Here is a 22,901-nt window from a genome sequence, read left to right on the forward strand (position 1 = left end):
GTAACTTATGCAAAGAATAATAGCAGGTATCTGTATCATCAGCACACTGTTGGCTGCATCCTGCAAAAAAGACTATACCAGCCCTTCCGCTGCCCAGGAGGATGATGTGTTCACCTCCACCCAGGCGGTAACGGCGGTGGCGGTGGGCCTGCAACGGATCTACTCCACCGGCCGCGCCGGCTCGCTGTACAACCTGGTAACGGCCAACGGCTTTACCACTAAGGAATTGCTCCTGCGCAATGAAGGCAACGTGCCGGAAAACCAGCTCAACATAGGCGGCGGCACCGTAGACGGCACCAACACGGTACTGGGCAACCTCTGGACCAACAGCAACAAGATCATTTATGACGCCAACCGCGTGATCGCATATGCGCAAAGCATGGACGACCGGGCCTATGCCAGCGGGCTGATAGGCTATGTGACCATCTTTAAGGCGCTGGCTATGGGCAACATGGCTATGGGCTGGCAGCAGGTGCCGGACACCACCGGTACGCTGGAAAGCGGCGCCCCTTTTATAGACCGCGTAGCCGGCTTTAACAAAGCCATTGGCTGGATTGATGCGGCGCTGGCGGCGGTTAACGCCAATGCGCCCAGCGGATCATTCCTGAATAACATCCCGGCAGGGATGGATATTCCGAATACATTACGGGCACTGAAAGCACGGTATGCGTTGTTTGCCGGCAATTATGACCTGGCCCTCAGCATGGCTGGCAGTGTAACACGCAAGGCAGTACAGTTTCACTATGATGCCATCTTTCCCAATCCTATCTGGGAAACTGCCACCTCCACCAACAACGTATACCAGGTCATTGACTCTACCATGGGCCTGCCGGAGGGCTTACGGCCTGATCCGGCTGACAAGCGGGTACTTTTCTATATGCTGGACACCTTCTCTACTACTCCCAAGTTCCGTATAAAAGGTTTTGCACTTACGAATACCAGCCCTTTCCCGGTATACATGATGGGAGAAATGACATTGATAAAAGCAGAAGCCTACGCACGTAAAAATGATCTTGTGAATGGGTTGGCGGAACTGAACAAAGTGGTAACCAAATCCCCTGCCCAGGACTCACTGGGCCTTGGCGCCGACCTGCCGGCCATTACCGGGCCGTTGACACAGGATGCGCTGCTGGAGGCCATCTACCAGCACCGCTGTATAGAGCTGTATATGTCCGGCCTGAAGCTGGAAGATATGCGCCGCTTTGACCGGCCGCTGTCCGAGCGCAAACGGAACTTTTATCCTTATCCTTTTGCGGAGCGGGATAACAACCCGAATACGCCGCCAGACCCGGATTTCTGATAACGGCACGCCACAGTGTAAGTACCATATAGCCAACAAAAAAGGTCGCTGATGCGACCTTTTTTGTTGGCTATATAATTTTTCCTTGTCAGCCGGCCACCGCCTGCTCCAGGTACTCGCTCATTTCCTGCTGGTACTGCAGGGCCGCGTTCCGGGCATCCGTTGCAAAATCCTCGCCATTGCCCGCATAGATAATGGCGCGGCTGGCATTCACCAGCAATCCGCAATCCTTGTTCATGGCCAGGGAAGAGATCTCCTGCAGGCTGCCGCCCTGGGCGCCTACCCCCGGCACCAGGAAAAAGTGGTCGGGGGCCAGTTGGCGCACGGCTGCCAACTGCGCTGTTTGTGTAGCGCCTACTACGAACATGAGGTTATCCGGCGTGCCCCATTCCATAACCGTGCGGATCACCTTTTCATAGAGGTACTCTTCCCCTACCTTCTGCAACTGGAAATCCTTGCTGCCTTCATTGGAAGTAAGCCCCAGCACAATGGCCCATTTCTCGTTAAAGGACAGGAAAGGCGCTACGCTGTCTTCTCCCATATAGGGTGCAACGGTCACTGCGTCGAATTTGTAGGTATCAAAGAAGGTTTTGGCGTACTGGGTGGCGGTATTGCCGATATCGCCGCGTTTGGCGTCGGCAATGGTAAAAATGCCGGAAGGAATGTATTCCACGGTGCGCTGGAGACTTTCCCAGCCGCGGATACCCATACATTCATAAAAGGCGGTATTGATCTTATAAGCTACGCAAAGGTCTTTGGTAGCATCGATAATGGCCTTGTTGAAAGCAAACACCGGGTCGGGGTAAGACAGCAGGTGCTTGGGAATCTTTTGTATATCTGTGTCCAGGCCAACACACAGATAAGATTGCCGTTCTTTGATCAGGCCCACTAATTCCTGTCGGTTCATAGTCAGTTAATTTGGGGCGCAAAGTTAAGTAAAACTTAACCAATGCAAGTGATTGAAATATAGATGATAATTGTTACTGTCAATGGCTGCACAGTCCGGTTGGCAATTGGCATCTTCGTTACTGCGGGCCGCCAGGCGCAACAAGTTAAAGTTCCGCTATTTTTGCCAATTTCATCGGTTAATATTTATCTTTTCGCCTGTTAATATTTATCCTTTAAATTTTGATCTTACAGATTTACTTATTAACTTTCTCAACAGGAAATAACCACATCTCCTGTAAACCAAATGAAGCCAGGCAGCAACTGATTTTCAATTGTTTATGAAAACACCCCTGCCGGTTTCATGCCACGTTCACTGAAAAAACTGCTCATGCAAAAGCGTTATTTTTTTCTTTTTTGCACATTTTGCTGCCTTGTATTGCAATCGAATGCACAACAATTACCTTCCATTGGTATCTGTACCTCTTACAAAAACGACAGCCTGCTGGCCAAAGCGGGTTATGTGTATATTGAAGAGGGCGTAAGCCGGATACTGTCCCCCAGCCTGAGCCAGGACCAGTTCAACGCCCTGCTGCCAACCCTGCATAAGACCCATTGCAAAGTGCAGAGCTGCAACAACTTCATTCCCGGCTCCATCAAGATCGTAGGCCCGGAAGTAAATGAAGCCCGCGTGCTGGGCTACGTGGACACCGTTATGCAACGGGCCCGGCAGGCCGGCGTACAACTGATCGTACTGGGTAGCAGTGGCGCCCGGCGGCTCCCCGAAGGAGTGGACTATGCCAGCGCTAAAAAAGAATTTATAGTGCTGTGCCGCAAAATGGCGGAAGTGGCGGCCAAATATGACCGTATCATTGCCATGGAAAGCCTGAACCGCACCGAAACCAATTTCGTGAACACGCTGTCGGAGGCCACGGAAATTGCCCGTGCCGTTAACCATCCCAACTTCAGGCTCACGGCAGACATCTATCACATGCTGAAAGAAAATGAGCCCGCCTCCGTCATTGAAAAGGCCAAAGGCTACCTGGTGCACTGTCACATTGCGGAAAAGGAGAAAAGAGCGGCGCCCGGCGTGGCCAAAGAGGACTTCCGCCCCTACTTTACCGCGCTGCGGAAGATAGGATTTGACGGGCGCATTATGGTGGAATGCCGCTGGAATGACCTGGCCGCGCAATGCCGGCCTGCGCTTGAATACCTGCGCGGGCAACTGGAAGAATCCTATGGGGTAAAAGAGAAAAAGCCCGCACGCAAAAAAGGAGATCAGCTAGCCATTAACCAATAAACTAATAAACTGTTGATGATATGAAACGTCCATGATAAAATTTTATCATGGTAAGTTCCATCTGATAACTAAAAAAATAAAAATTAACAGATGAAAAAATCACGTCGTGAATTCCTGAAACAATCATTAATGGGCGGCGCCGGTATCACCCTCACCGCTATGGGCATGCCTGCCAGCAGCTATGCGCGCATACTGGGCGCCAATGACCGTGTAAATGTGGGACTGGTAGGTTTTTCCGACAGGGCCAGGCAGGCGCTGCTGCCCTGCTTCTTTAACAATAGCAAGGAGCTGAACTTTGACCTGATCGCCGTATCCGATATCTGGAACCGCCGGCGGGAGGAAGGCAAGGCCTTTTTACAGGAAAAGACCGGGCATAACATACAGGCCTGTATGAATAATGATGAGCTGTACCGCAACAAGGACCTGGATGCCGTGATCATTGCCACGGCGGACTTCCAGCACGCCTATCATACCATTGAGGCCGTAGGCCATAAAATGGACGTGTATTGCGAAAAACCTTTTGCAGAGACCATGGAGGATGCCCGCAATGCGCTGAAGGCGGTGAAAGGCTCCGGGAAAATATTCCAGGTAGGCACCCAGCGCCGCAGCGGCGACAGCTACGATGCAGCGGCCAAATTTATCCAGGGCGGTAAATTCGGTCCCATCACCATGGTGGAAATGACCTGGAATGTAAACCAGCCGGGACGCTGGCGCCGGCCGGACCTCGTAAAATCCATCCGCGAATCCGATACGGACTGGCAGCGCTACCTGGCGGGCAGGCCAAAAGATAACTGGGACCCGCGCAAGTACCTGGAATACCGCCTTTTCTGGCCCTATTCCAGCGGCATATTCGGACAGTGGATGACCCACCAGATAGATACCGTGCACTGGTTCAGCGGGCTGAAGCACCCGCGAACTGCAGTGGCCAACGGCGGCGTATATGTATGGAAAGACGGGCGGGTGAATGCGGACACGCTTACCGCCGTGTTTGAATATGGCCCGCAGGACGATCCCGGCAGCGGTTTCCAGGTGATGTACAGCTCCCGCTTCCATAATTCCGCGGGTGGTATCAAGGAAGTATATTTTTCCAACGGCGGCACCATTGATATGGCCAATAACAAGATCAGCCCTACCGGCGGCCTCCGTGAAAGGGAAGCACAGGCCATGGGCATGCATGCCAACCTGCTGCCCAACATGACCCTTAGCAGCCTGCAGACCAAGGTGGAGACCAGCGCCAATACCGGCGGCGACTCCCTTACCAACGGGCATGTGCGCAACTGGATGGAATGCGTGCGCTCCCGCAAGCCTACCAACGCGCCTATAGAAGCGGCTTACTCCCACTCCATTGCGCTGATCATGGGCAATGCGGCTTACCGCACCGGCATGAAAGCTACTTTTGACGAGGAGAAACAGGAAGTGATGGTGGGCGATAAGGTGTTTACGTTATAAGTATTTTAAAGTGCGGATGTGCACATCCGCACTTTACTTTTTTCTCTTCTCCATTTCCTCCGCTATCTTTTTCGATCCTTCGTCACCGCGGGCTTTGAGATGCGAGATCACGCTGTCGTAGTCGCGGGCGTTCCGGTTCTGGCTCAGCTTGTAGCGGGCCTGCACGTCGGTAATGGTCATTTCAAACCCGACAATGGCCTTCAGGTTATTGCGAAGCTCCTTTTCCGGGATATCCTGGAAATGGACCGGGCGGGCCGAGGCTGTTTCATAGCGCGTCATCAGCCGCTCCAGTGACGCCAGCAATTCCGCATCCGTAAGCAGGCGCATTTGCCCGTATACATGCACGGCAATATAATTCCAGGTGGGTATTTTCTCTTTTTCGTACCAGGAGGAAGATATATAGGCATGCGGCGCGGTAAAGATGGCCAGCGCCGGGCCGGCGGTAAAAGCCTCCCATTGCCGGTTATCGCGGGCTACATGGCCCGTAAGCACATTAGTACCGCCTGCCTTTTCTTCCAGCTCAATGGGGATATGCGTGGCCAAAGGAGTACCGGCAGCCACATTCACCAGTATACCGAAGCTGTTCTCCCGTATAAAGGCGGATACCTGCTGCCAGTCCTTTTCCTGGTTGTATTTAGGAATGTGCATACTAAACCGCCACTTCTACAATCTTAGTAGGCGCCATGTTGGCATTCCGCATGGCAATGCTGCGTGCGGCATTACCGGCAAAATCGATGAATGCCTTTTTGGTGATCTCATCGTTGCTGACCATTACCGGCACACCTTCATCACCGCCTTCGCGGATGCCTTGCACCAGGGGCACCTGGCCAAGGAAGGGAATTTCCATGTCTTCCGCCAGGCGCTTGCCGCCTTCCTTGCCGAAAATATAGTATTTATTGTCCGGCAGCTCTGCGGGCGTGAAGTAGGACATATTTTCCACCAGGCCGATGATGGGCACGTTCACCTGCGGACCGCTGAACATCATGATACCTTTTTTGGCATCTGCCAGGGCTACGTCCTGCGGGGTGGTGACAATCACGGCGCCGGTAACCGGCACGGTCTGTACCAGGGTGAGGTGTATATCTCCGGTGCCGGGGGGCATGTCTATTACGAGGTAGTCCAGCTCATCCCAGTACACGTCGGTGATAAACTGCCGCAGTGCGCTGCTGGCCATGGGGCCGCGCCATACCACGGCCTGCTTTTCATCAACCAGGAGACCGATAGACATGAGCTTGATACCGTATTTTTCCAGCGGCACGATCATGCCTTTGCCCTCTACATTCACCATCATGGGCCTTTCACCACGCACGCCGAACATAATGGGCACGGAAGGACCATAAATGTCCGCATCCATCAGCCCCACACTGGCGCCGCCTTCCGACAGGGCCAGGGCCAGGTTGGCCGCTACGGTGGATTTTCCTACGCCGCCCTTGCCGGACGCTACCACGATAATATTTTTTACCTTGGGCAGCGTGGACTTGCCGTCCTTCCGGTTGGAGTTTACATTGGCGGTCATATTCACCTGCACTGCTGCGTCCTTGCTTACCATCAACTGGATGGCATTTACGCAGGCATTCCTGATCATATCTTTCAGCGGGCAGGCGGGCGTGGTCAGCACCACGGTAAATGTAACCTTATTGCCGTCTATCTCTATGTCCTTTACCATGTTCAACGTTACCAGGTCCTTTCCCAGATCCGGTTCTTCCACATTGCTCAGGGCCTGTAAAACCTGCTCTTTCGTGATCATAAATTGTTGTTAAATTTGATTCCTGAAAGCAAAGTTAACCTAATCGGTGGTTAATTTGGGCGATAAATTATAGTTTTTGTCAATGTACCGGTAGCCGTTGAACATTCTGACAAATTCCTTTATCTTAGGACCGCATGCGAAAGATTAGTTCCTACATACTGTTATTTTTCTTTTTACTGTTTCCCTTCCTGCTGAAAGCGCAGATCACACAGTTCAGGGACAGCATTATCCAGATATCAGGCATCACCATGACGGCGGACAGCCTGCGGGCCATCCCGGCGGTGAGCATCGTAGTGCAGGGGCAAGGCAGGGGCACTATTTCGAACAGCCAGGGCGTATTTTCCATCGTAGCATTCAAGGGCGATACGCTCTCCTTCAGCGCCATCGGCTTCAAGAAAAAAATATACCAGATCCCTACGGACCTGCAGGGCAATAATTTTTCCATGATCCAACTGATGGTGGAGGATACCACCTACCTGCCGGTAACCATCATCAAGCCCTACCCTACCCGGGAGGAATTTGAGAAAGCCTTCATCAGCGGCGATATACCGGACGATGCGTACGAGATAGCCCGCAAGAACACCCAGGCGGCCCATATGCGCGCCCTGGCCCGCTATATGCCTGTGGACGGGCGCGAGGCCGCGAACATGTACATGCAGAAGCAGTCACAGTCCCTCTACTATGCCGGGCAGCAAACACCGCAAAACATCTTCAATCCCCTGGCCTGGGCGCAGTTCATACAGGCATGGAAACGGGGAGATTTCAAGCGGAAGGACGATTACTGATGCGCGGAGGTGCTGTTTGCACATATTTCTGCATATTTGCACATTCATACATCAAAAAACCATTCCTGCATGCAACACATCTCCGTTATCGGCGCCGGCACCATGGGCAACGGTATTGCACACGTATTTGCACAGCATAACTACTCCGTGAGCCTGGTAGACGTTTCCGCTCCCGCACTGGAAAAAGCCCTGGCTACCATACAGCAGAACCTGGACCGGCAACTGGCCAGGGAAGCCATTACCGCCGAAGTGAAAGCGCAGACCCTGCAAAATATTTCCACGCATACCTCCCTGCCCGAAGGAGTAAAAAACGCCTCCCTGGTAGTGGAGGCTGCCACGGAAAACAGTGAGCTGAAACTAAAGATATTCCGGGAGCTGGACCAGCATGCACCAGCAGCAGCCATACTGGCTACCAACACCTCCTCCATTTCCATTACCCGCATAGCCGCCGCTACCAAACGGCCGGAAAAAGTGATCGGCATGCACTTCATGAACCCCGTACCGGTGATGAAGCTCGTCGAGATCATCAATGGCTATGCTACTGCGCCGGAAGTAACAACGGCCATTACCGCGCTGTCTGAAAAGCTGCACAAGGTGCCCTGCGTGGTGAACGACTACCCCGGGTTCATTGCCAACCGCATCCTGATGCCGATGATCAACGAGGCGATCTGTTCCCTGTACGAAGGCGTGGCCGGCGTATCCGAAATTGACACCGTGATGAAGCTGGGTATGGCGCATCCCATGGGACCGCTGCAACTGGCGGACTTCATCGGGCTGGATGTTTGCCACTCCATACTACAGGTGCTGCACGACGGTTTCGGCAATCCCAAATATGCTCCCTGCCCCCTGCTGGTAAACATGGTAACCGCCGGTTACCTGGGCGTAAAAAGCGGGGAAGGCTTTTACAAGTATACCAAAGGGAGCAAGGAGCTGGTAGTGAGTGAGCGGTTTAAGTAGCACTAAAGCTATACTCCCCTGACCCTACTTCATACACTGCATACCCGCCATCCATCTTCAGGAACTTCACGCCATTTTCCCCGCTAATGGCTGCATTGCCTTCCTTCACCTGCTGCTCCGAAGCGGCCGGCACATACACCGTGGCACTGGTATTGGCAGGAATGGTGATATGCCAGTTGAAAGTACCGTCCTGCTTTTCCCAGGCGCTGCGGATAGGACCGTACACAGAACGATAGCTGGCCTCCACTTTATCCAGGCCCTTCACCTGCAGGGGCTTCATGATGATCTTTTTGAAGCCGGGCGCAGCGGGATCGGGTTTGATGCCGGCCAGGTTTTCATAATACCATACCACCAGGTCGCCCAGCAGCATGACGTGGTTGCCGGAGTTCATCGCGGGATCGGCGGTATTGCCGTTCCACAGCTCCCAGATGGTGGTAGCGCCGTGCTCCGCCATATACCCCCAGCTCGGGTAGGTGGTATTGGTGGCCAGTTGGTAGGCAATATCGCCACGGCCGTAGCCGGTAAGCACGCGCATCAGCCATTCTGCCCCTACCAGGCCGGTGCTGATGTGGCCCTTGTAATCGTTCAGTGTTTTGTTCACGATATGGTGGAACACCGTATCTTCCCGGTCGGCAGGCGTAAGGCCATAGGCCAGGGAGAAAATGTTGGCCGTGGGCGTATTATTGGCGTAGTAGCCGCCCTGCTTGTCCAGGAACTTGTTGTTGAAAGCGGTTTTCACGTTGGCGCCCAGCTCACGGAAAGCGGCTACATCGGCGGTATTACCGGTCAGTGTGGCAAAGCGCTCCATCAGCGTAAGCAGGTGATAATAGAAAGCCGTGCCCAGGAAATCGCCGGCGGTTTTGCGGGCCGGGTCTTTGGAGTGGATCAGCTCCGGCGATTCGGGCGGCATGCACCAGTCGCCGTAAGTATCCTTGGTAAGGATGTAATCCTTCATATACTTATCCTTCATGTACTGCATCCATTTCTTCATGGACGCATAATGTTTGCGGATAGGCTGGTCGTCGCCGTACTGTTCATACAGCAGGTTGGCGATGATCAGGTAGGCCGCCGGCCAGGTCATGTTGTCCGAATATATCTTCCAGTAGGTGGGTGCTACATCCGGCACGCTGCCTTCCGGCGATTGCGCATCCTCGATGTCCTGCAGCCATTTGGCATACAGCAGGTGATTATTAAAAATAAAGCTCTCTCCTCTTGCGCCTACGGCGCGGTCGCCCAGCCAGCCCATGCGCTCATCGCGCTGCGGGCAGTCCGTAGGCATGCCCCGGTAGTTGCCGCGGATGCCCCAATAGGCATTTTTATACACCTGGTTGATCACTTTGTTGGAAGTAGTGAACTCGCCGGTGGTCTCCATATCGTCGTACACTACCCGGCCTTCAATGGCAGACAGGTCTGGCTTGCCGGGGTAGCCGGTCACTTCCACATAGCGGAAACCGTGGTAGGTAAAACGCGGTTCCCACTCTTCCGTACCATCACCTTTCAGTGTATACACATCCGTTACCCTGGCGGAGCGCAGGTTATCCATGTACAACGTGCTGTCGTCCTGCAGGCGCTCTGCAAAGCGGAGCTTCACCGTATCGCCTTTGGCGCCCTTTACTTTCAGGTGCACCCATCCCACAAAATTCTGCCCCATATCGTAAATGAAAAGGCCCGGCTTTATTTCCTTTACGCTGACGGCCTTCACCGTGTCCATCACCTTTATATTCCTGTTCAACTGCGCCACCAGCAGCTCGCCCGGCTTTTCCACCAACTGTACAGGCAGCCATGTAGCGGCGTTAAAGCCGGGCTGGCTCCAACCCGGCATTTCTTTGGTAGCATCATACGCTTCGCCGTCATATTCGTTGTTGGCCACAATGGGGCCGTTAGCCGTTACTTTCCAGCTATTGTCCGATACGATGCTGGCCGTGCTGCCATCTTCATACGTGATATTTACCTGGCATATCATTTTCGGATAGCCGTAGTGAGTGACCTGCGGCAGCCGTATCTTGCCGGGGGCGCGCATATGGAAATAGCGCCCGTTGCCCAGTATCACGCCGATGGCGTTACTGCCTTCCTGTAGCTGGTCCGTTACGTCAAAAGTGTTGTAGAACACCCGTTTGTTATATTCCGTAGGGCCGGGCGCCAGCACCTGGTCCCCTATCTTGTTGCCATTGATATACAGCTCATACAGCCCCAGGCCGCTGATGTAAGCGGTGGCCTTTTTTATTTTCTTTTCCGGCTGAAATTCTTTCCGGAAGTAGCGGGCTGCCAGGCGGGTGTAGGGATCATCCGGTCTTTCCCAGGCAAAAGCGGAGTCCAGCCCGATCCATTTGGCCTGCCAGTCGCCGGGCTGCAGGAGGCCGGTGCTCCAGTACGCAGGCTGGCTCCAGCCCGATTCAAGGCCGTCCGCGGTCCACACCTTTACTTTCCAGTAGCAGTCCGTGCCGCTGCCCAGCGGCTTGCCGGCGTAGCGCACATTAACGGACTGGTCCGACATGACCTTATCGGAATTCCACAGGTCCCCCTCGTCGTTGTCCAGCGCTTCTCTGGTGGAGGCCACCAGCACCTGGTAGGCCTGCTGTACCACGCCCCTGTCGCTGCTTTGAATTTCCCAGCTCAGGCGCGGCTGGGTAATGTCAATGCCCAGCGGGTTTTCGCGGAATTCACAGCGCAGGCGCGCCAGTGCGGGGTCCTTGCCGGAAGGCCCGCACGCAAAGAACAGTACTGCAGAGAGGAATAAGAGAATGATTCGTTTTAACATGCTGTAGTATTTAGAAAATGATTACTGATTTACTGCGGGTTTTGCTCCAGGTTGTCCAGGTTCACATCGGTCTGCGGGATGGGCAGCAACAGGCGGTTGCTGGTCACCTGGTAAGCGTTGGAGGGAATGTAGGCATGCTGCTGTTTTTCCCTTACGCCATGGGCGTTCATAATGGTAATGGCATTGCCGGTACGCACCAGGTCATACCAGCGGTGGTTTTCAAATGCCAGCTCCAACTGCCGCTCATGAAAAACGGCATCGCGGAACGCGGCCTGTGTACCGATATCCTGCGCTGTTTTTGCCGGCAGGCCGGCGCGGTCCCTTACCTGGTTCAGCAGGTCAAACGCTTCGCCATTAGCTGTGTAGCCCAACTCATTCAGGCACTCGGCCATCATCAGCAGTACATCCGCATAGCGCAGCACCGGGAAGTTATCATTGGTACGCCCTACCTCCACAAAACCGTGATTGTATTTCTTCACATAAGGAATGTTCACAAACACCCCGTCACTGTTGGTATACCCTTCCGCCAGGGAAACGGCCTTGCGCTTATCCCCTGCCTCATAGGCTGTAATCATGTCCTGTGTAGGGATATTCCAGCCGGAGCCGCTGCCGTTGATACCCGTCTTGGTATCGCCGGTCACACTGCTGCCGGAGGTATACGGCGCAAAGGTGTACATGAAGGTACTGAATAACCCGGTTTGTGATCCCAGGTATTGTATCTCGAAAATAGATTCCGCATGGTGCTTGTTGCCGGGATCAAAGACCGCTGCATAATCGGGCAGCAGGTGATAACCCAGGGCCGCCACTTTACGCAGCTCTGCAAGGGCTTCGGTATATTTCTTTTGTGTGAGATACACTTTGGCCAGCAGGGTACGGGCGGCGCCTTCGGTAGCGCGGCCCAGGTCTGCGCCGGTATAAGCGGCCGGCAGCTTTTCCACCGCATCCGCCAGATCGGCAATGATAGCGGCATATACTTCATCTACCGTGGCGCGGCCTTTTGACAGGGCAGCATCCGGCGACTGTACGGCTTCCAGCCGCAAAGGCACGCCGCCGAACTGGCGCACCAGGTTAAAGTAATGAAAGGCGCGCAGGAACTCCACCTCGCCTATGTACTGGTTGCGGGCAGCATCTTCCATCTCCACCTCCGTGATATAGGTCAGCACATCATTACAGCGGGAAATGCCGGTGTAGCTGTTGCGCCAGAAATTATTGATGCACTCCGCGGTAGCGCCTACCAGGAACTCATCCACAAATTCCCATTGCTCGCGGCCGCGGTCGGCCGTATTGTACTGGAAGGCGGTATTGTCCGAGCGCATTTCCCCGAATATCCAGTAGCTTTCCCTGCCCAGGGCCTGCAGCACATTGTAGGCGGCGTTCACGGCCTGCTTTATCTCCGTTTCATTCTTGTAAAAGGCATCCCCGTTGATGGTGGCTTCGGGGTTCAGGTCCAGGAAATCCTTCCCGCAACTGGTAGCCAGCAGGCCTGCTATAACGGGAACGTATATATATTTCCATGCATTACGTGATAGCATAACATTGATTTTTACTTTTTAGAAAGACAGGTTAATGCCCAGGGTATACACGCGCGCCAGCGGGTAGTTGGTGAAATCCTCTCCCGGGGTCAGCGCAGTGCTGGTAGCGTTGCCGGACACCGTTTTGCGGCTTACCTCCGGGTTGGCCCCGCTGTAGCGGGTAAAGGTGTGCAGGTTCTGCACGCCGGCATACAGGCGGGCGCTGCTGATGAAGCGGCTGCGCTCCAGCAGTTTCCTGCTGAAATTATACCCCAGCGTAATGTTCTGGATGCGCATAAAGGAAGCGCTTTCTATCCAGGAAGAGTTCACATCGCGGTATATCACCCGTGCGCCGTTGGTGGTAGGCGTTTTGCCATCGCCGGGATTTTCGGGGGAGCGCCAGCGGTTCAGCACCTTGCGGTCCACATTGAAGATCCCGTCTATATTATCCAGGTACTGGTTAGCGGTTTTCATCACTTCGCCGCCCTGCGCGCCTACCAGCACAATGCCCAGGTCTATGCCTTTGTAATTAAAGCTGTTGGTGAGGCCCCACACAAAGTCCGGGTTGGGATCGCCGATAATGGCAAAATCGTTCACCGGTTCTATCACGCCGTTGCCATCCACATCCTTGTACTTGATGGAGCCGACCACGGAAGTGACATGTTTGGACGAGCGGTTCAGATCATCCTCGTCCTGGTAAATGCCTTCCACCACGTAACCATAGAACAATGCTACCGGCTTGCCTACTTCCGTGATGTGGGTGAAGGAGCCTTCGCCGCTGCGGCCGCTGAAGATGGGATCATTCCTTTCATTGAGAGCCAGCACCTTGTTGCGGTTAAAGGCAATATTGCCGCTGGTGGTCCATTTAAGCGCGCCGGAAAGATTGTCCGTACTGATACCGATCTCAACACCATGATTCTGTATCTTACCGGAATTGATGATCACATTGGTATAACCGGAGGACAGCGGTATCTCGGAGTTATAGAGCATACCCTTGGTAATGCGGCGGTAATAATCTACCGTAAGCGCCAGCCGGTTGTTAAAAAACCCCGCATCGAGGCCCACATCCAGTTGGGAGGATTCTTCCCAGGTAAGGTCATAGTTGCTCAGCGAAGAACCGCTCCTGCCGTTGGCGATCTGCTCGCCGAACACATAATTGTAGGCAGCGATATTGGACATGTACGTATAGTTACCAATGTTATAGTTGCCCGACAGACCGTAGCTGGCGCGCAGCTTGAGATCGCTGACCCAGGGCAGGCTGCGCATGAAAGGTTCTTCAGACATGCGCCAGGCTACCGCCCCGGAAGGGAAAGTGCCATAGCGGTTGTTGTAACCGAAACGGGAGGAGCCATCGGAGCGTACTGTAGCGGTAAAGAGGTATTTATCCTTCAGGGAATAATTGATCCGGCCCAGGTAGGACAGCACGGCCCATTCCTGCACATCCTGCGAATAGGAAGGGATGGTGGCCGCCGCGCCAATCGGCTGTATCTTGTCGTCCGGGTAATTGGTGGCGTTGATCTGCAGGTAGTCCTGCCGCTCCTTTTGCGCAGTGTAGCCCAGCACTACGTTCAGCATATGGTCCTTCCCCAGCTTTTTGTCGTAGGACAGCAGGGTCTCAGACAACCAGTTAAGCGCCGAGGCCTTGGACTGGGAGGAGTTGGGAATGCCGGGAGGCGGGTTATTTACGCCTCCTAAAAAGGAAGGATTGAATACAAACGTAGACCCGTTGCCGTAATTCACATTAAAGCTCACTTTTGCTTTCAGGCCATCTATGATCTCGTACTCGCCATAAATGCCGCCCAGGCCGTTGAAGCTCTTTACGTTGGTAACGCCGTATTCCAGCGAGTTCAGGGGATTAGCAGCGCTGAACATGCCGGGAGAGCTGATGTAGGGCGTGCGCTGCCCGGTATTGTCGTGTACCGGTATCAATGGGCTGAGCCAGAGGCTGCGCGTGAGCACGTCTGTAAAGCCGTTCTCAAAATCATTTACCTGCTGCGTGCTGTAGGTGGGCGCCAGGACAAGTCCCAGTTTTATTTTCCGGCCTATCCGGCTTTCAATATTGGCCCTGGCGGCATAGCGCTCGTAACCGGTGTAGCGCACCACGCCGTCCTGCCGGTAATAGCCGGCGGAGAAATTATACTTCGTGTTTTCCGTACCGCCGCTTACGCCCAGGGTGGTATTATGCTGCAGCGCCTTGCGCAATACGGTGTTGTACCAGTCCGTACCTTCGCCGTACTGCTCCGGGTGCCGGTATTCCTCCGGTATATCGGCATCAGTAGCGGTCTGTCCGCGGGAAGCAAAATCGTCTATGATGATCTCTTTCCTGAACTGCGCAAACTCCCGCGCATTCAGCATTTGCGGCCTGCCCTTCTGTGGCACTTCCTGGTAGCCGGTATAACTGTTAAGGGTTACACGCGGCTTGCCGGACTGCCCGTGTTTGGTAGTGACCACGATCACGCCATTGGAGCCACGGGAACCATAAATAGCGGTAGAGGAAGCGTCTTTCAGTACGGTGATGGAAGCAATGTCGTCCGGGTTGATGATGTTGAGCGGGCTGGCCTGCTGCCCGAAGCCGGAGGATAGCGGGAAGCCGTCTATCACGTATAACGGATCGCTGCCGGCGCCGATAGAACCGGAGCCCCTGATCCTTACTGCAGCGCCGCCGCCAGGCGTACCGGTAACGCTGCTGACCTGCACGCCAGGCACCTGGCCAATGAGCTTCTGGTCCATGCCGGCTACCGGCAGATCCTGTAGCTGCTTGCCGCTAACATTGGCCACGGCGCCGGTCAGGTCTTTCTTTTGCTGGGTACCGTAACCGATCACCACCACCTCGCTCAGCCCGGAGGCAGCCGATTGCAGTTGTACGTTGATGACCGGCTGGCTGCCTACGGTCACCCTTTTTTCTTCAAAGCCAATAAAGCGGAAGGACAGCACATCGCCTGCTGCGGCAGCAATGGAAAACTGACCGCTGGTATTTGTTTGCGTGCCCTGCGCCTTGCCGGCTACCTGTACGGTCACGCCGGGAAGAGGATTACCGGAAGAGTCAGCTACCTGCCCGGTGATGGTGTGCGTTTGCTGAGCGGCGGCGGGGCTGCACCAAAGCAGGAGCAACAGCCCGCAAAAGAGCAGGAGCCGCCGCGGTTGTTTGTTTGTATAATGGTTGCGCATAACGGGAAATTTTAGTTAACGTGAAATAAGTTGTTCTGATCAGGCATGACAGTGTCACCCCTTCCACCAGCGGTGAAAGCAGGAACATGATGCCACATAGCTGAAATGCCGTAGCTACGTACTGTGGCGATGCATGTAAATAACGGTTGCGGTGATTCTTTGCAGCATAACGAGGAATGTTTGTTTTAGTTTAAATAAACGATAATAGCAGGAGAAGGCTCCCTGAGTAAGTCCGGCAACGTGGTAACTAACCGGAAAGTAAATTAGAACAAAAACACAGTGCAACTATCCTATACTATCTCAATGAGGTAGGGAAAAACAAAGACACCCTTGTCCGTCCCGGTGCGGACCAGGACAGGCAGGGCGCCTTTGAATAGTGTTTTACTAATGCTGCGCGGCTATCAGTTATAGGAAACGGAATAGCTGTTGCAGATAAAATCCATTCCTCCGCTGGAGGAAGTGATCTCGAAACCAAACTGCACTTTGCCTACCGTGATATTGCCCATCCATCCCCGGTTCCTGATCCAGTTCAGGATGGCGCGGATATCGACCGTACCGGCATTGGTGTTGCTGGTCCTTACAAAAGAGAATACTTCATTGGCCGTGTTGTTGCCCCGGTATACATTCCAGGTATGGCCGCCCAGCGACAGGTTGGAGAAAAGCGGCACCGGGTTGCCATTGGCATCCCAGTTATAGGAGATGGGCTTTACGCCGCCTGCCCTGTTCATCCAGAGCATGATCTCATAATCGAAGTTGGTGTCCCATATGTCATAGGCACTAACATAGGAGCCACTGCCCGGCCGCGTCACGTTAAAGCTGCTGCCCAGGCTTGCAAGGGTGCTGAGCTGCCTGTTCACCACCCTTTCGCTGTTGGGGTACGATTTGATGCCGCCGGTATTCGGGTGATTGGCCCAAACGCCCCAGTTGCTGTAGGTGTTGGCCCAGATCACCTGCGGGCCGGCGCCGCTACCCCAGATATTGTTATACAAGGTGTAGCCGCCATTGGACCAGGTGGCCCACTGGGCGCTGGAGGACCAGTTGGCTTTTACTTCAGCATTGTTTGTTGCAGGTGTAACGGCTTCTTTTTGGCATGCCGCCAATAACAGGGTAGTCATCAGTAACAGATTTACTTTTTTCATAACGGGTGTGTTTTGTTTAAGAAATGAGAGAATTGGGTGTAGGCCATCGATGGTTTAACAACATTCCGAAATTATTATTTCCACTGCTAAAACAGGGTAGTGGTTTATTCAAAAAGAGGTATGAAAATGTTAACTTCCGTAAATAAAATGTCCGGGTGACACGATGCGCTACAAGCTGTCAAGGTTAATTATTATTACCTGCCTGTTATACGGGTGCAAAAAGGATATGGGGGTAGCCGCCCCCTGGCAGACCGGCATGCTGGAGGCGGTGAACCGGCTGAGGTTGTCCGGCTGCCGCTGCGGCGCAGATTCCATGCCACCGGTAGCCCCGCTCGCCTGGAACGATACACTGGCCGCGGCGGCGGACCTGCATGTAAAAGACATGTATGCAAAACAGTATTTCGACCATATTGCACCGGATGGCTCCTCTCCCCTGCAAAGGGCTATGCGCGCAGGATATTCGGGCACTTATGTCGGGGAGAACATTGGCCGGGGGTATACCAGTGTAAGCGGGGTCATGCAGGCCTGGCAGGACAGCGGGGAACATTGCCGGGCTATGATGGACAGCCTGTATAAAGAAATGGGCGCGGCTACCTTCCGGGGTTACTGGGTGCAGGAGTTTGGCAGGCCGCGTTAGCCGCTTACGCCTGCTCCCGGATCTCCAGCCCGTAGATATCCTTTAAACGCAGGAGGCACAGCTCGCGGCCGGATATTGGTATGCCCACCTGCATTACGCAGAACAACTGCAGCTCCTGCGAGAGGATGGTACAGTTATGCTGCTTCAGTACGGTCATCACCTCGTTCTGGATGGTATAGTCAAAAGTAAGGGAATATTTTGCTTCCACATTTTTCTGCACGGCCGGTATGAGCTGCAGCACCAGTGCAGTAGCGGTTTTGTAAGCATTGATCAGCCCGGGCGCTCCCAGCAGGGTACCGCCGAAGTAGCGCACCACTACCACCATTACGTCCGTAAGCTGCCTGCTGTCTATCTGTCCCAGTATGGGCTTGCCGGCAGTGCCGGAAGGCTCGCCATCATCGCTGGCGCGAAACTGCAGGCCACCTGTTCCCAGGCGGTAAGCAAAACAATGATGCGTGGCTTTGGGGTGCTCCTTTTTCACTTCCTGCAGCCGCTCTTTTACGTTGTCCGTTGTTTTTACAGGGAAGGCATATGCCAGGAACTTACTGCCCCTGTCCTTGTATTCTGCTGTCGCTGTTTTCTCAATTGTAAAATAAACTTCCATTAATGCTGATTCCTGTAATATAATACCCGGTCCCCTTCCAGGGTGGTTTCGTCTATCAATAATGCGCGGGGCAGCACCGGCGCCTTCTGTCCTTCGGCCAGCATGTTGCTGCCGTTGATCACCCGGGCTTCGTCCCACAGGCCGGCTTCTATGAAGCGCTGCAGCACATAGGCGCCGCCTTCCACCAGCACGCTGCTGATGTTCCTTTCGTACAGGCGCTGCATAAGCTGGGGCAGCAGCGGCTGCCGGAAATCCACCTGCATGGTTTCCGTGGCGCCATCGCTGCCGGTTGCTTTTTCGGTGAAGAACCAGGTAGGCACGGTGCCGTCCCACAGGTGATAATGTCGGGGCGTGCCCAGTTCCCGGTCTATCACCAGCCGCAGCGGGCTACGGCCGGTCCACAGGCGGTTGGTAAGGCGGGGGTTGTCGGTAAGCGCGGTCCTGGTGCCAACCAGTATAGCCATTTCCTCGCTACGCCAGCGGTGCACCAGCCGGTCACTATAGGGGTTGGACAGGCGCACCGGCTCGCCGTTGAGCGTAGCCATAAAGCCGGCGGGGCATTGCGCCCATTTCAAAATAATATAAGGGCGCTGCTTTTCGTGAAAGGTGAAAAAGCGCCGGTTCAGTTCCCGGCTGGCCCTTTCCAGCATGCCCACGCTTACTTCCACGCCTGCACGCTGCAGCTTTTCAATGCCTTTGCCGCTTACTGCAGAAAAAGTATCCATGCAGCCGATCACCACGCGCGGTATCTGCTGCGCCACGATCAGGTCTGCACAGGGCGGGGTTTTACCGTAGTGGGCGCAGGGTTCCAGGCTCACATACATGGTAGCCTGCGGTATCAGCGGCCGGTCTGCCTCCGCCACCTGCTGCACACATTCCACCTCCGCATGCGCCTGCCCGTAGCGGCGATGGTACCCTTCGCCGATAATACGGCCCTGGTGCACCAGCACCGCGCCTACCATCGGGTTGGGCGCTACCTGGCCGGCACCCTGCTGCGCGAGCTGCAAACAGCGCTGCATAAAAAGTTCATCCTGGATACTGTTCATGCGGGAATTCTATATGTTTGCAAAAATATCATTTTCAAACCATTGCATGAACATACAAACTGCATTTACCTATATTACCCGATCCATTGCTTCACTTTATCCCCCAAGGGAGGCCGCTAACATTGCTCACCTGGTGCTGGAGCATATTACCGGCCTCAGTAAACTGGACCGCATCATTTACAAGGAAAAAACGATGGAATTAAGCCAGCAGGCGCAGGTGGAACAGGCGGTGGAAGGACTGCTGCAGTACCAGCCGGTGCAATACGTAACCGGCAGGGCCTGGTTTTACGGTATGGAGCTGCTGGTAAACCCGCAGGTGCTGATACCCCGCCCGGAAACGGAAGAGCTGGTGGAATGGATCGCAGCAGATGTGCAAATAGGGGAACATGCAGCTATACGGATACTGGACATTGGCACCGGGAGCGGCTGCATCCCGCTGGCGCTCAAAAAAGAACTGCCGCAGGCCACCGTTTGGGGGCTGGACGTCAGCGCCGGCGCGCTGGGCACGGCACGTAACAATGCCGGCCGGCTGCACCTGGACGTACATTTTGAACAGGCGGATGTGCTGGATGAAAGGGCCACGGAACCGCTGCCTGTTTTTGATATCATCGTCAGCAACCCGCCTTATATCCCGGAAAATGAACGTTCCGGCATGCAGCGGCAGGTGCTGCAGTTTGAGCCCTCACTGGCCCTGTTTGTACCGGATGAAGACGCGCTGCTGTTTTACCGGCGCATTGCACAACTGGCGCGGCATAAGCTGGCGCCGGGCGGCAAACTGTACTTCGAGATCAATGAAGCGCTTGGAAAAGAAGTAGTAGCATTGCTGGAGCAGCAAGGCTTCCGGCAGATCACGCTCAGGCAGGATATTTTCGGGAAAGACCGGATGGTGCGCGCGGAAGTTTAACCCTTGCTTTGCGGGTTGGCCGTAGCCAGCACCACTTTGGCGCCTATTTCCCGCGCCACTTCCATGACGCGCACGATATCCTCTACCGGCACCGTCCTTTCCGCGTTGATCACAATAGTGGGGTCCACGTTCTCCCGTGCGATGGCCGGCACCAGCATCTGCTTCAGGCTCTCGAAAGGCACCCGGTTGGTGCCTACGAAGAACTCCCGCTTATCGTTAATGCTCACCACCACCGTTTGCTTGGCTTTGGTATTGCTTTTAGCCTTGGGCAGGGTGAGCTTTATCACGTTCGGGTTGGCCAGTGTAGACACGATCAGGAAGAACAGGAGCAGAATGAACAGAATATCATTCAGCGCCGAGTTATGCAGCTCTACCTGTCTTTTTCCCCTTCTGCTGCGCAGGTTCATTTTTGAACAATTAATAATGAATAATGAATAATTAATAATACCCGTTACACGCCTGTTTCATTGCAGCACCGGCCTTTCGATTATTAATTATTAATTCTTACCTTTTAATTAACTACCGGGTAGGCTCCTGTAAAATATCAATAAACTCCGAGGAAGCGGCTTCCATTTTATTCACCACCTTATCTATCTGCGCATTCAGGAAACTGTAGCCGATGTAGGCCACGATACCGATAATAAGGCCGGTAGCGGAGGTGATCATCTTTACATAGATACCGCCGGCAATGGTGCCCAGCGTAATATCGGAAGTAATGGAAATGTTGAAGAAGGTCTGGATCATACCGGCAATAGTACCCAGGAAACCGAACATGGGCGCAATGCCCGCAATGATGGACAGTATCACCAGGTTCTTTTCCATCTTGTATATTTCCAGCTTTCCCACATTCTCCATGGAGCGCTCAATATTCTCGATCGGCTTGCCGATGCGCTGTATGCCCTTGTCTATCATACGGGCGGCCGGGTTGGCGGTGTTCTTGGACAGGGAGCGGGCGGCCGCTATATTACCGCTGGTAATGTGGTCCCGTATCATCGGCATGAAGTTCTCTTCCATCCTGCCGGCTTTTGCAATGGTAAGATACCTTTCTACAAATACAAACACCGCTATCAAAGAAAGTACGCCCAACGGTATCATGAGCACACCGCCTTTCATTAACAGATCCAGTAAGCTGATATGCTGATCCGCAGCAGCAGCGGCACCGGCGGCAGTAGCCACGGTATCGGCCGGGGGCAGCAACATCGTATCCTGTAGTAATGTAACAAGTCCTGATAGCATGTATTAAATTTTAAAACCTTGCAAAAGTATTAAATTAAGATACAATAAGTTAATGTAAAAACGGAAACGGCCGGATTTTATTATGACCGTTCCTCCCAAACCTGTGCCAGGTGTACAATGGTCTGCACGGCCTTTTGCATATCCTGTATGCTCACGTATTCCTGTTTGCTGTGCAGGGCCATTTCGCCGGTAAAGATATTGGGACAGGGCAATCCCATGAAAGACAGGCGGGAGCCGTCCGTACCGCCGCGGATGATCATCTTCAGCGGGGTAACGCCCGCACGGCGGATGGCTTCCTCCGCATAGGCGCATACCTGCGGATGCTGGTCCAGCACTTCCTTCATATTGCGGTACTGGGGCGTTATCGCTAAAGTGGCGCGCCCCTGCGGGTGGCGCTGCAGCACGGTGTCCATTACCTGGCGCAGCAGGGCGGCATGTGCTTCCAGCTCCTGCGTTACAAAATCGCGCAGGATAAGATCGATCTCCGCCCTTTCCACGGTGCCTTGCACGCGCACCGGGTGTATGAAGCCCTGGCGCCCTTCGGTGGTTTCCGGCGATAAGCGGTCTGCCGGCAGCGCGGCCACTATTTCGGCGGCTATTTTAATGGCACTTACCAGCTTGCCTTTGGCGGTGCCGGGATGAATGCCTACGCCATCTATCGTGATCTTTGCTGCGTCTGCGGAAAAGGTCTCATCTTCCAGGGAGCCCAGCTCTCCCCCGTCCAGGGTGTAGCCGTACTGTGCGCCCAGTTTGGCCATATCCAGCTTTTCCACGCCCCGGCCGGTTTCTTCGTCCGGCGTGAACAGGATGCGGATAGCCCCGTGCTTTACTTCCGGGTGTTCCAGTAAAAAACGGGTGGCATCCATAATAGCGGCAACACCGGCTTTATTATCGGCCCCCAGCAAAGTGGCGCCGCTGGCGGTAATGATATCATCGCCTTTTTTCTGTTGCAGGTAGGGATGTTCAGCGGCGCGTATCACCTGGGCAGGATCATCCGGCAATACAATATCGCCGCCGTCATACTTATAATGAACAACCGGCTTCACACCGGTACCGCAGCAATCGCTGGAAGTATCCATATGCGCGCAAAGGCAGATGACGGGCACCGCTTTGTCCGTATTGGCAGGAATGGTGGCATACACGTACCCGTGCGGGTCCAGCTCCGCATCGGCAAGGCCCGTCTGCTGCAGCTCCTGCACCAGCAGGCGCCCCAGGTCCTTTTGTTTTGCCGTGGAAGGAAAGGAAGTGCTTAAGGGATCGGACTGTGTATCTATTTGTACGTACCGCAAAAAACGTTCGGTTACGGTATACTGGTAATCGGTAAACATCCTGCAAACGTAAGATTTTCTTTTTTGCGGCGCTTTGCTATCCGATAATAGAATAATTTTCTTTAAAAATAATGAACTATGATATAAAAAACCAAATTATATACACACTATGAATTAACCATACTATAAATATAGGTTTGCATAGAA

At 54.0% G+C, this 22,901-nt stretch carries 19 protein-coding genes; 7 read left to right on the forward strand and 12 right to left on the reverse strand.

Annotated features, from left to right (window positions below):
• Positions 1-7 precede the first annotated feature (7 nt).
• Entirely contained in the window at positions 8-1,300 is a 1,293-nt protein-coding gene (locus LX66_RS26320) for a RagB/SusD family nutrient uptake outer membrane protein (protein WP_145719090.1), read from the forward strand.
• A gap of 88 nt (positions 1,301-1,388) precedes the next feature.
• Here the strand turns inward: LX66_RS26320 and pyrF are convergent, their stop codons facing one another.
• Positions 1,389-2,207 carry an orotidine-5'-phosphate decarboxylase gene (gene pyrF, locus LX66_RS26325; RefSeq protein ID WP_145719092.1) on the reverse strand — a complete coding sequence of 273 codons (819 nt, stop codon included), beginning with the start codon at positions 2,205-2,207 and terminating at the stop codon, positions 1,389-1,391.
• Between the two features lie 417 nt (positions 2,208-2,624).
• Here pyrF and LX66_RS26330 point away from each other — a divergent pair, with 417 nt between their 5' ends.
• On the forward strand, positions 2,625-3,485 hold the full coding sequence (locus tag LX66_RS26330; protein ID WP_158642772.1) for a sugar phosphate isomerase/epimerase family protein: 861 nt from the start codon (positions 2,625-2,627) through the stop codon (positions 3,483-3,485).
• A gap of 90 nt (positions 3,486-3,575) precedes the next feature.
• Positions 3,576-4,934: a Gfo/Idh/MocA family protein gene (locus LX66_RS26335; RefSeq protein WP_145719096.1), complete on the forward strand. Its 1,359-nt coding sequence runs from the start codon at positions 3,576-3,578 to the stop codon at positions 4,932-4,934.
• Between the two features lie 33 nt (positions 4,935-4,967).
• Here the strand turns inward: LX66_RS26335 and LX66_RS26340 are convergent, their stop codons facing one another.
• Positions 4,968-5,582, reverse strand: coding sequence for an FMN-binding negative transcriptional regulator (locus tag LX66_RS26340; RefSeq protein ID WP_145719098.1), 615 nt, complete (start codon positions 5,580-5,582; stop codon positions 4,968-4,970).
• A gap of 1 nt (position 5,583) precedes the next feature.
• Positions 5,584-6,681: an Mrp/NBP35 family ATP-binding protein gene (locus tag LX66_RS26345; RefSeq protein WP_145719100.1), complete on the reverse strand. Its 1,098-nt coding sequence runs from the start codon at positions 6,679-6,681 to the stop codon at positions 5,584-5,586.
• A gap of 134 nt (positions 6,682-6,815) precedes the next feature.
• Between LX66_RS26345 and LX66_RS26350 the strand changes: the two genes are divergently transcribed.
• Together LX66_RS26350 and LX66_RS26355 are read left to right on the forward strand one after the other, a co-directional pair.
• Positions 6,816-7,466 carry a carboxypeptidase-like regulatory domain-containing protein gene (locus LX66_RS26350; RefSeq protein ID WP_145719102.1) on the forward strand — a complete coding sequence of 217 codons (651 nt, stop codon included), beginning with the start codon at positions 6,816-6,818 and terminating at the stop codon, positions 7,464-7,466.
• 69 nt (positions 7,467-7,535) lie between these two features.
• Positions 7,536-8,423: a 3-hydroxyacyl-CoA dehydrogenase family protein gene (locus tag LX66_RS26355; protein WP_145719104.1), complete on the forward strand. Its 888-nt coding sequence runs from the start codon at positions 7,536-7,538 to the stop codon at positions 8,421-8,423.
• On the opposite strand, the gene LX66_RS26360 is transcribed toward LX66_RS26355, so the two are convergent.
• The 4 genes from LX66_RS26360 to LX66_RS26375 all read right to left on the reverse strand — a co-directional run bounded on the left by LX66_RS26360 (position 8,416) and on the right by LX66_RS26375 (position 16,999).
• A complete protein-coding gene (locus LX66_RS26360; RefSeq protein ID WP_145719106.1) occupies positions 8,416-11,181 on the reverse strand; it encodes a glycoside hydrolase family 78 protein in 2,766 nt (921 codons plus the stop codon). The genes LX66_RS26355 and LX66_RS26360 overlap by 8 nt on opposite strands.
• Before the next feature lie 29 nt (positions 11,182-11,210).
• Entirely contained in the window at positions 11,211-12,713 is a 1,503-nt protein-coding gene (locus LX66_RS26365) for a RagB/SusD family nutrient uptake outer membrane protein (RefSeq protein WP_145719108.1), read from the reverse strand.
• A gap of 18 nt (positions 12,714-12,731) precedes the next feature.
• Entirely contained in the window at positions 12,732-15,860 is a 3,129-nt protein-coding gene (locus LX66_RS26370) for a SusC/RagA family TonB-linked outer membrane protein (RefSeq protein WP_145719109.1), read from the reverse strand.
• Between the two features lie 401 nt (positions 15,861-16,261).
• Complete coding sequence (locus LX66_RS26375) at positions 16,262-16,999, reverse strand: GH12 family glycosyl hydrolase domain-containing protein (RefSeq protein ID WP_145719111.1); 738 nt, start codon at positions 16,997-16,999, stop codon at positions 16,262-16,264.
• 163 nt (positions 17,000-17,162) lie between these two features.
• On the opposite strand from LX66_RS26375, the gene LX66_RS26380 reads away from it, so the two are divergent.
• The gene (locus tag LX66_RS26380; protein WP_145719113.1) at positions 17,163-17,636 is read left to right on the forward strand and encodes a CAP domain-containing protein; all 474 of its coding nucleotides are present in this window, start codon (positions 17,163-17,165) and stop codon (positions 17,634-17,636) included.
• A 4-nt stretch (positions 17,637-17,640) separates the two neighbouring features.
• Here the strand turns inward: LX66_RS26380 and LX66_RS26385 are convergent, their stop codons facing one another.
• Positions 17,641-18,240, reverse strand: a complete 600-nt coding sequence (locus LX66_RS26385) for an IMPACT family protein (RefSeq protein ID WP_145719115.1) — start codon at positions 18,238-18,240, stop codon at positions 17,641-17,643.
• Entirely contained in the window at positions 18,240-19,286 is a 1,047-nt protein-coding gene (gene ribD / locus LX66_RS26390; protein WP_145719117.1) for a bifunctional diaminohydroxyphosphoribosylaminopyrimidine deaminase/5-amino-6-(5-phosphoribosylamino)uracil reductase RibD, read from the reverse strand. The genes LX66_RS26385 and ribD overlap by 1 nt, the downstream gene beginning before the upstream one ends.
• A gap of 46 nt (positions 19,287-19,332) precedes the next feature.
• Between ribD and prmC the strand changes: the two genes are divergently transcribed.
• Entirely contained in the window at positions 19,333-20,190 is an 858-nt protein-coding gene (gene prmC / locus LX66_RS26395; protein ID WP_145719119.1) for a peptide chain release factor N(5)-glutamine methyltransferase, read from the forward strand.
• Here the strand turns inward: prmC and LX66_RS26400 are convergent.
• From LX66_RS26400 to pepT, 3 genes are all read right to left on the reverse strand, one after another.
• Entirely contained in the window at positions 20,187-20,597 is a 411-nt protein-coding gene (locus tag LX66_RS26400) for an ExbD/TolR family protein (RefSeq protein WP_145719121.1), read from the reverse strand. The two genes, prmC and LX66_RS26400, sit on opposite strands and share 4 nt — an antisense overlap.
• A 112-nt stretch (positions 20,598-20,709) precedes the next feature.
• Positions 20,710-21,426 (reverse strand): MotA/TolQ/ExbB proton channel family protein, encoded by a 717-nt coding sequence (locus LX66_RS26405; protein ID WP_145719123.1) that lies wholly within the window; start codon positions 21,424-21,426, stop codon positions 20,710-20,712.
• Between the two features lie 80 nt (positions 21,427-21,506).
• Positions 21,507-22,754 carry a peptidase T gene (gene pepT / locus LX66_RS26410; protein WP_145719125.1) on the reverse strand — a complete coding sequence of 416 codons (1,248 nt, stop codon included), beginning with the start codon at positions 22,752-22,754 and terminating at the stop codon, positions 21,507-21,509.
• Between the last annotated feature and the right edge of the window lie 147 nt (positions 22,755-22,901).

This window comes from Chitinophaga japonensis, from assembly GCF_007830125.1.
Lineage (GTDB): Bacteria > Bacteroidota > Bacteroidia > Chitinophagales > Chitinophagaceae > Chitinophaga > Chitinophaga japonensis.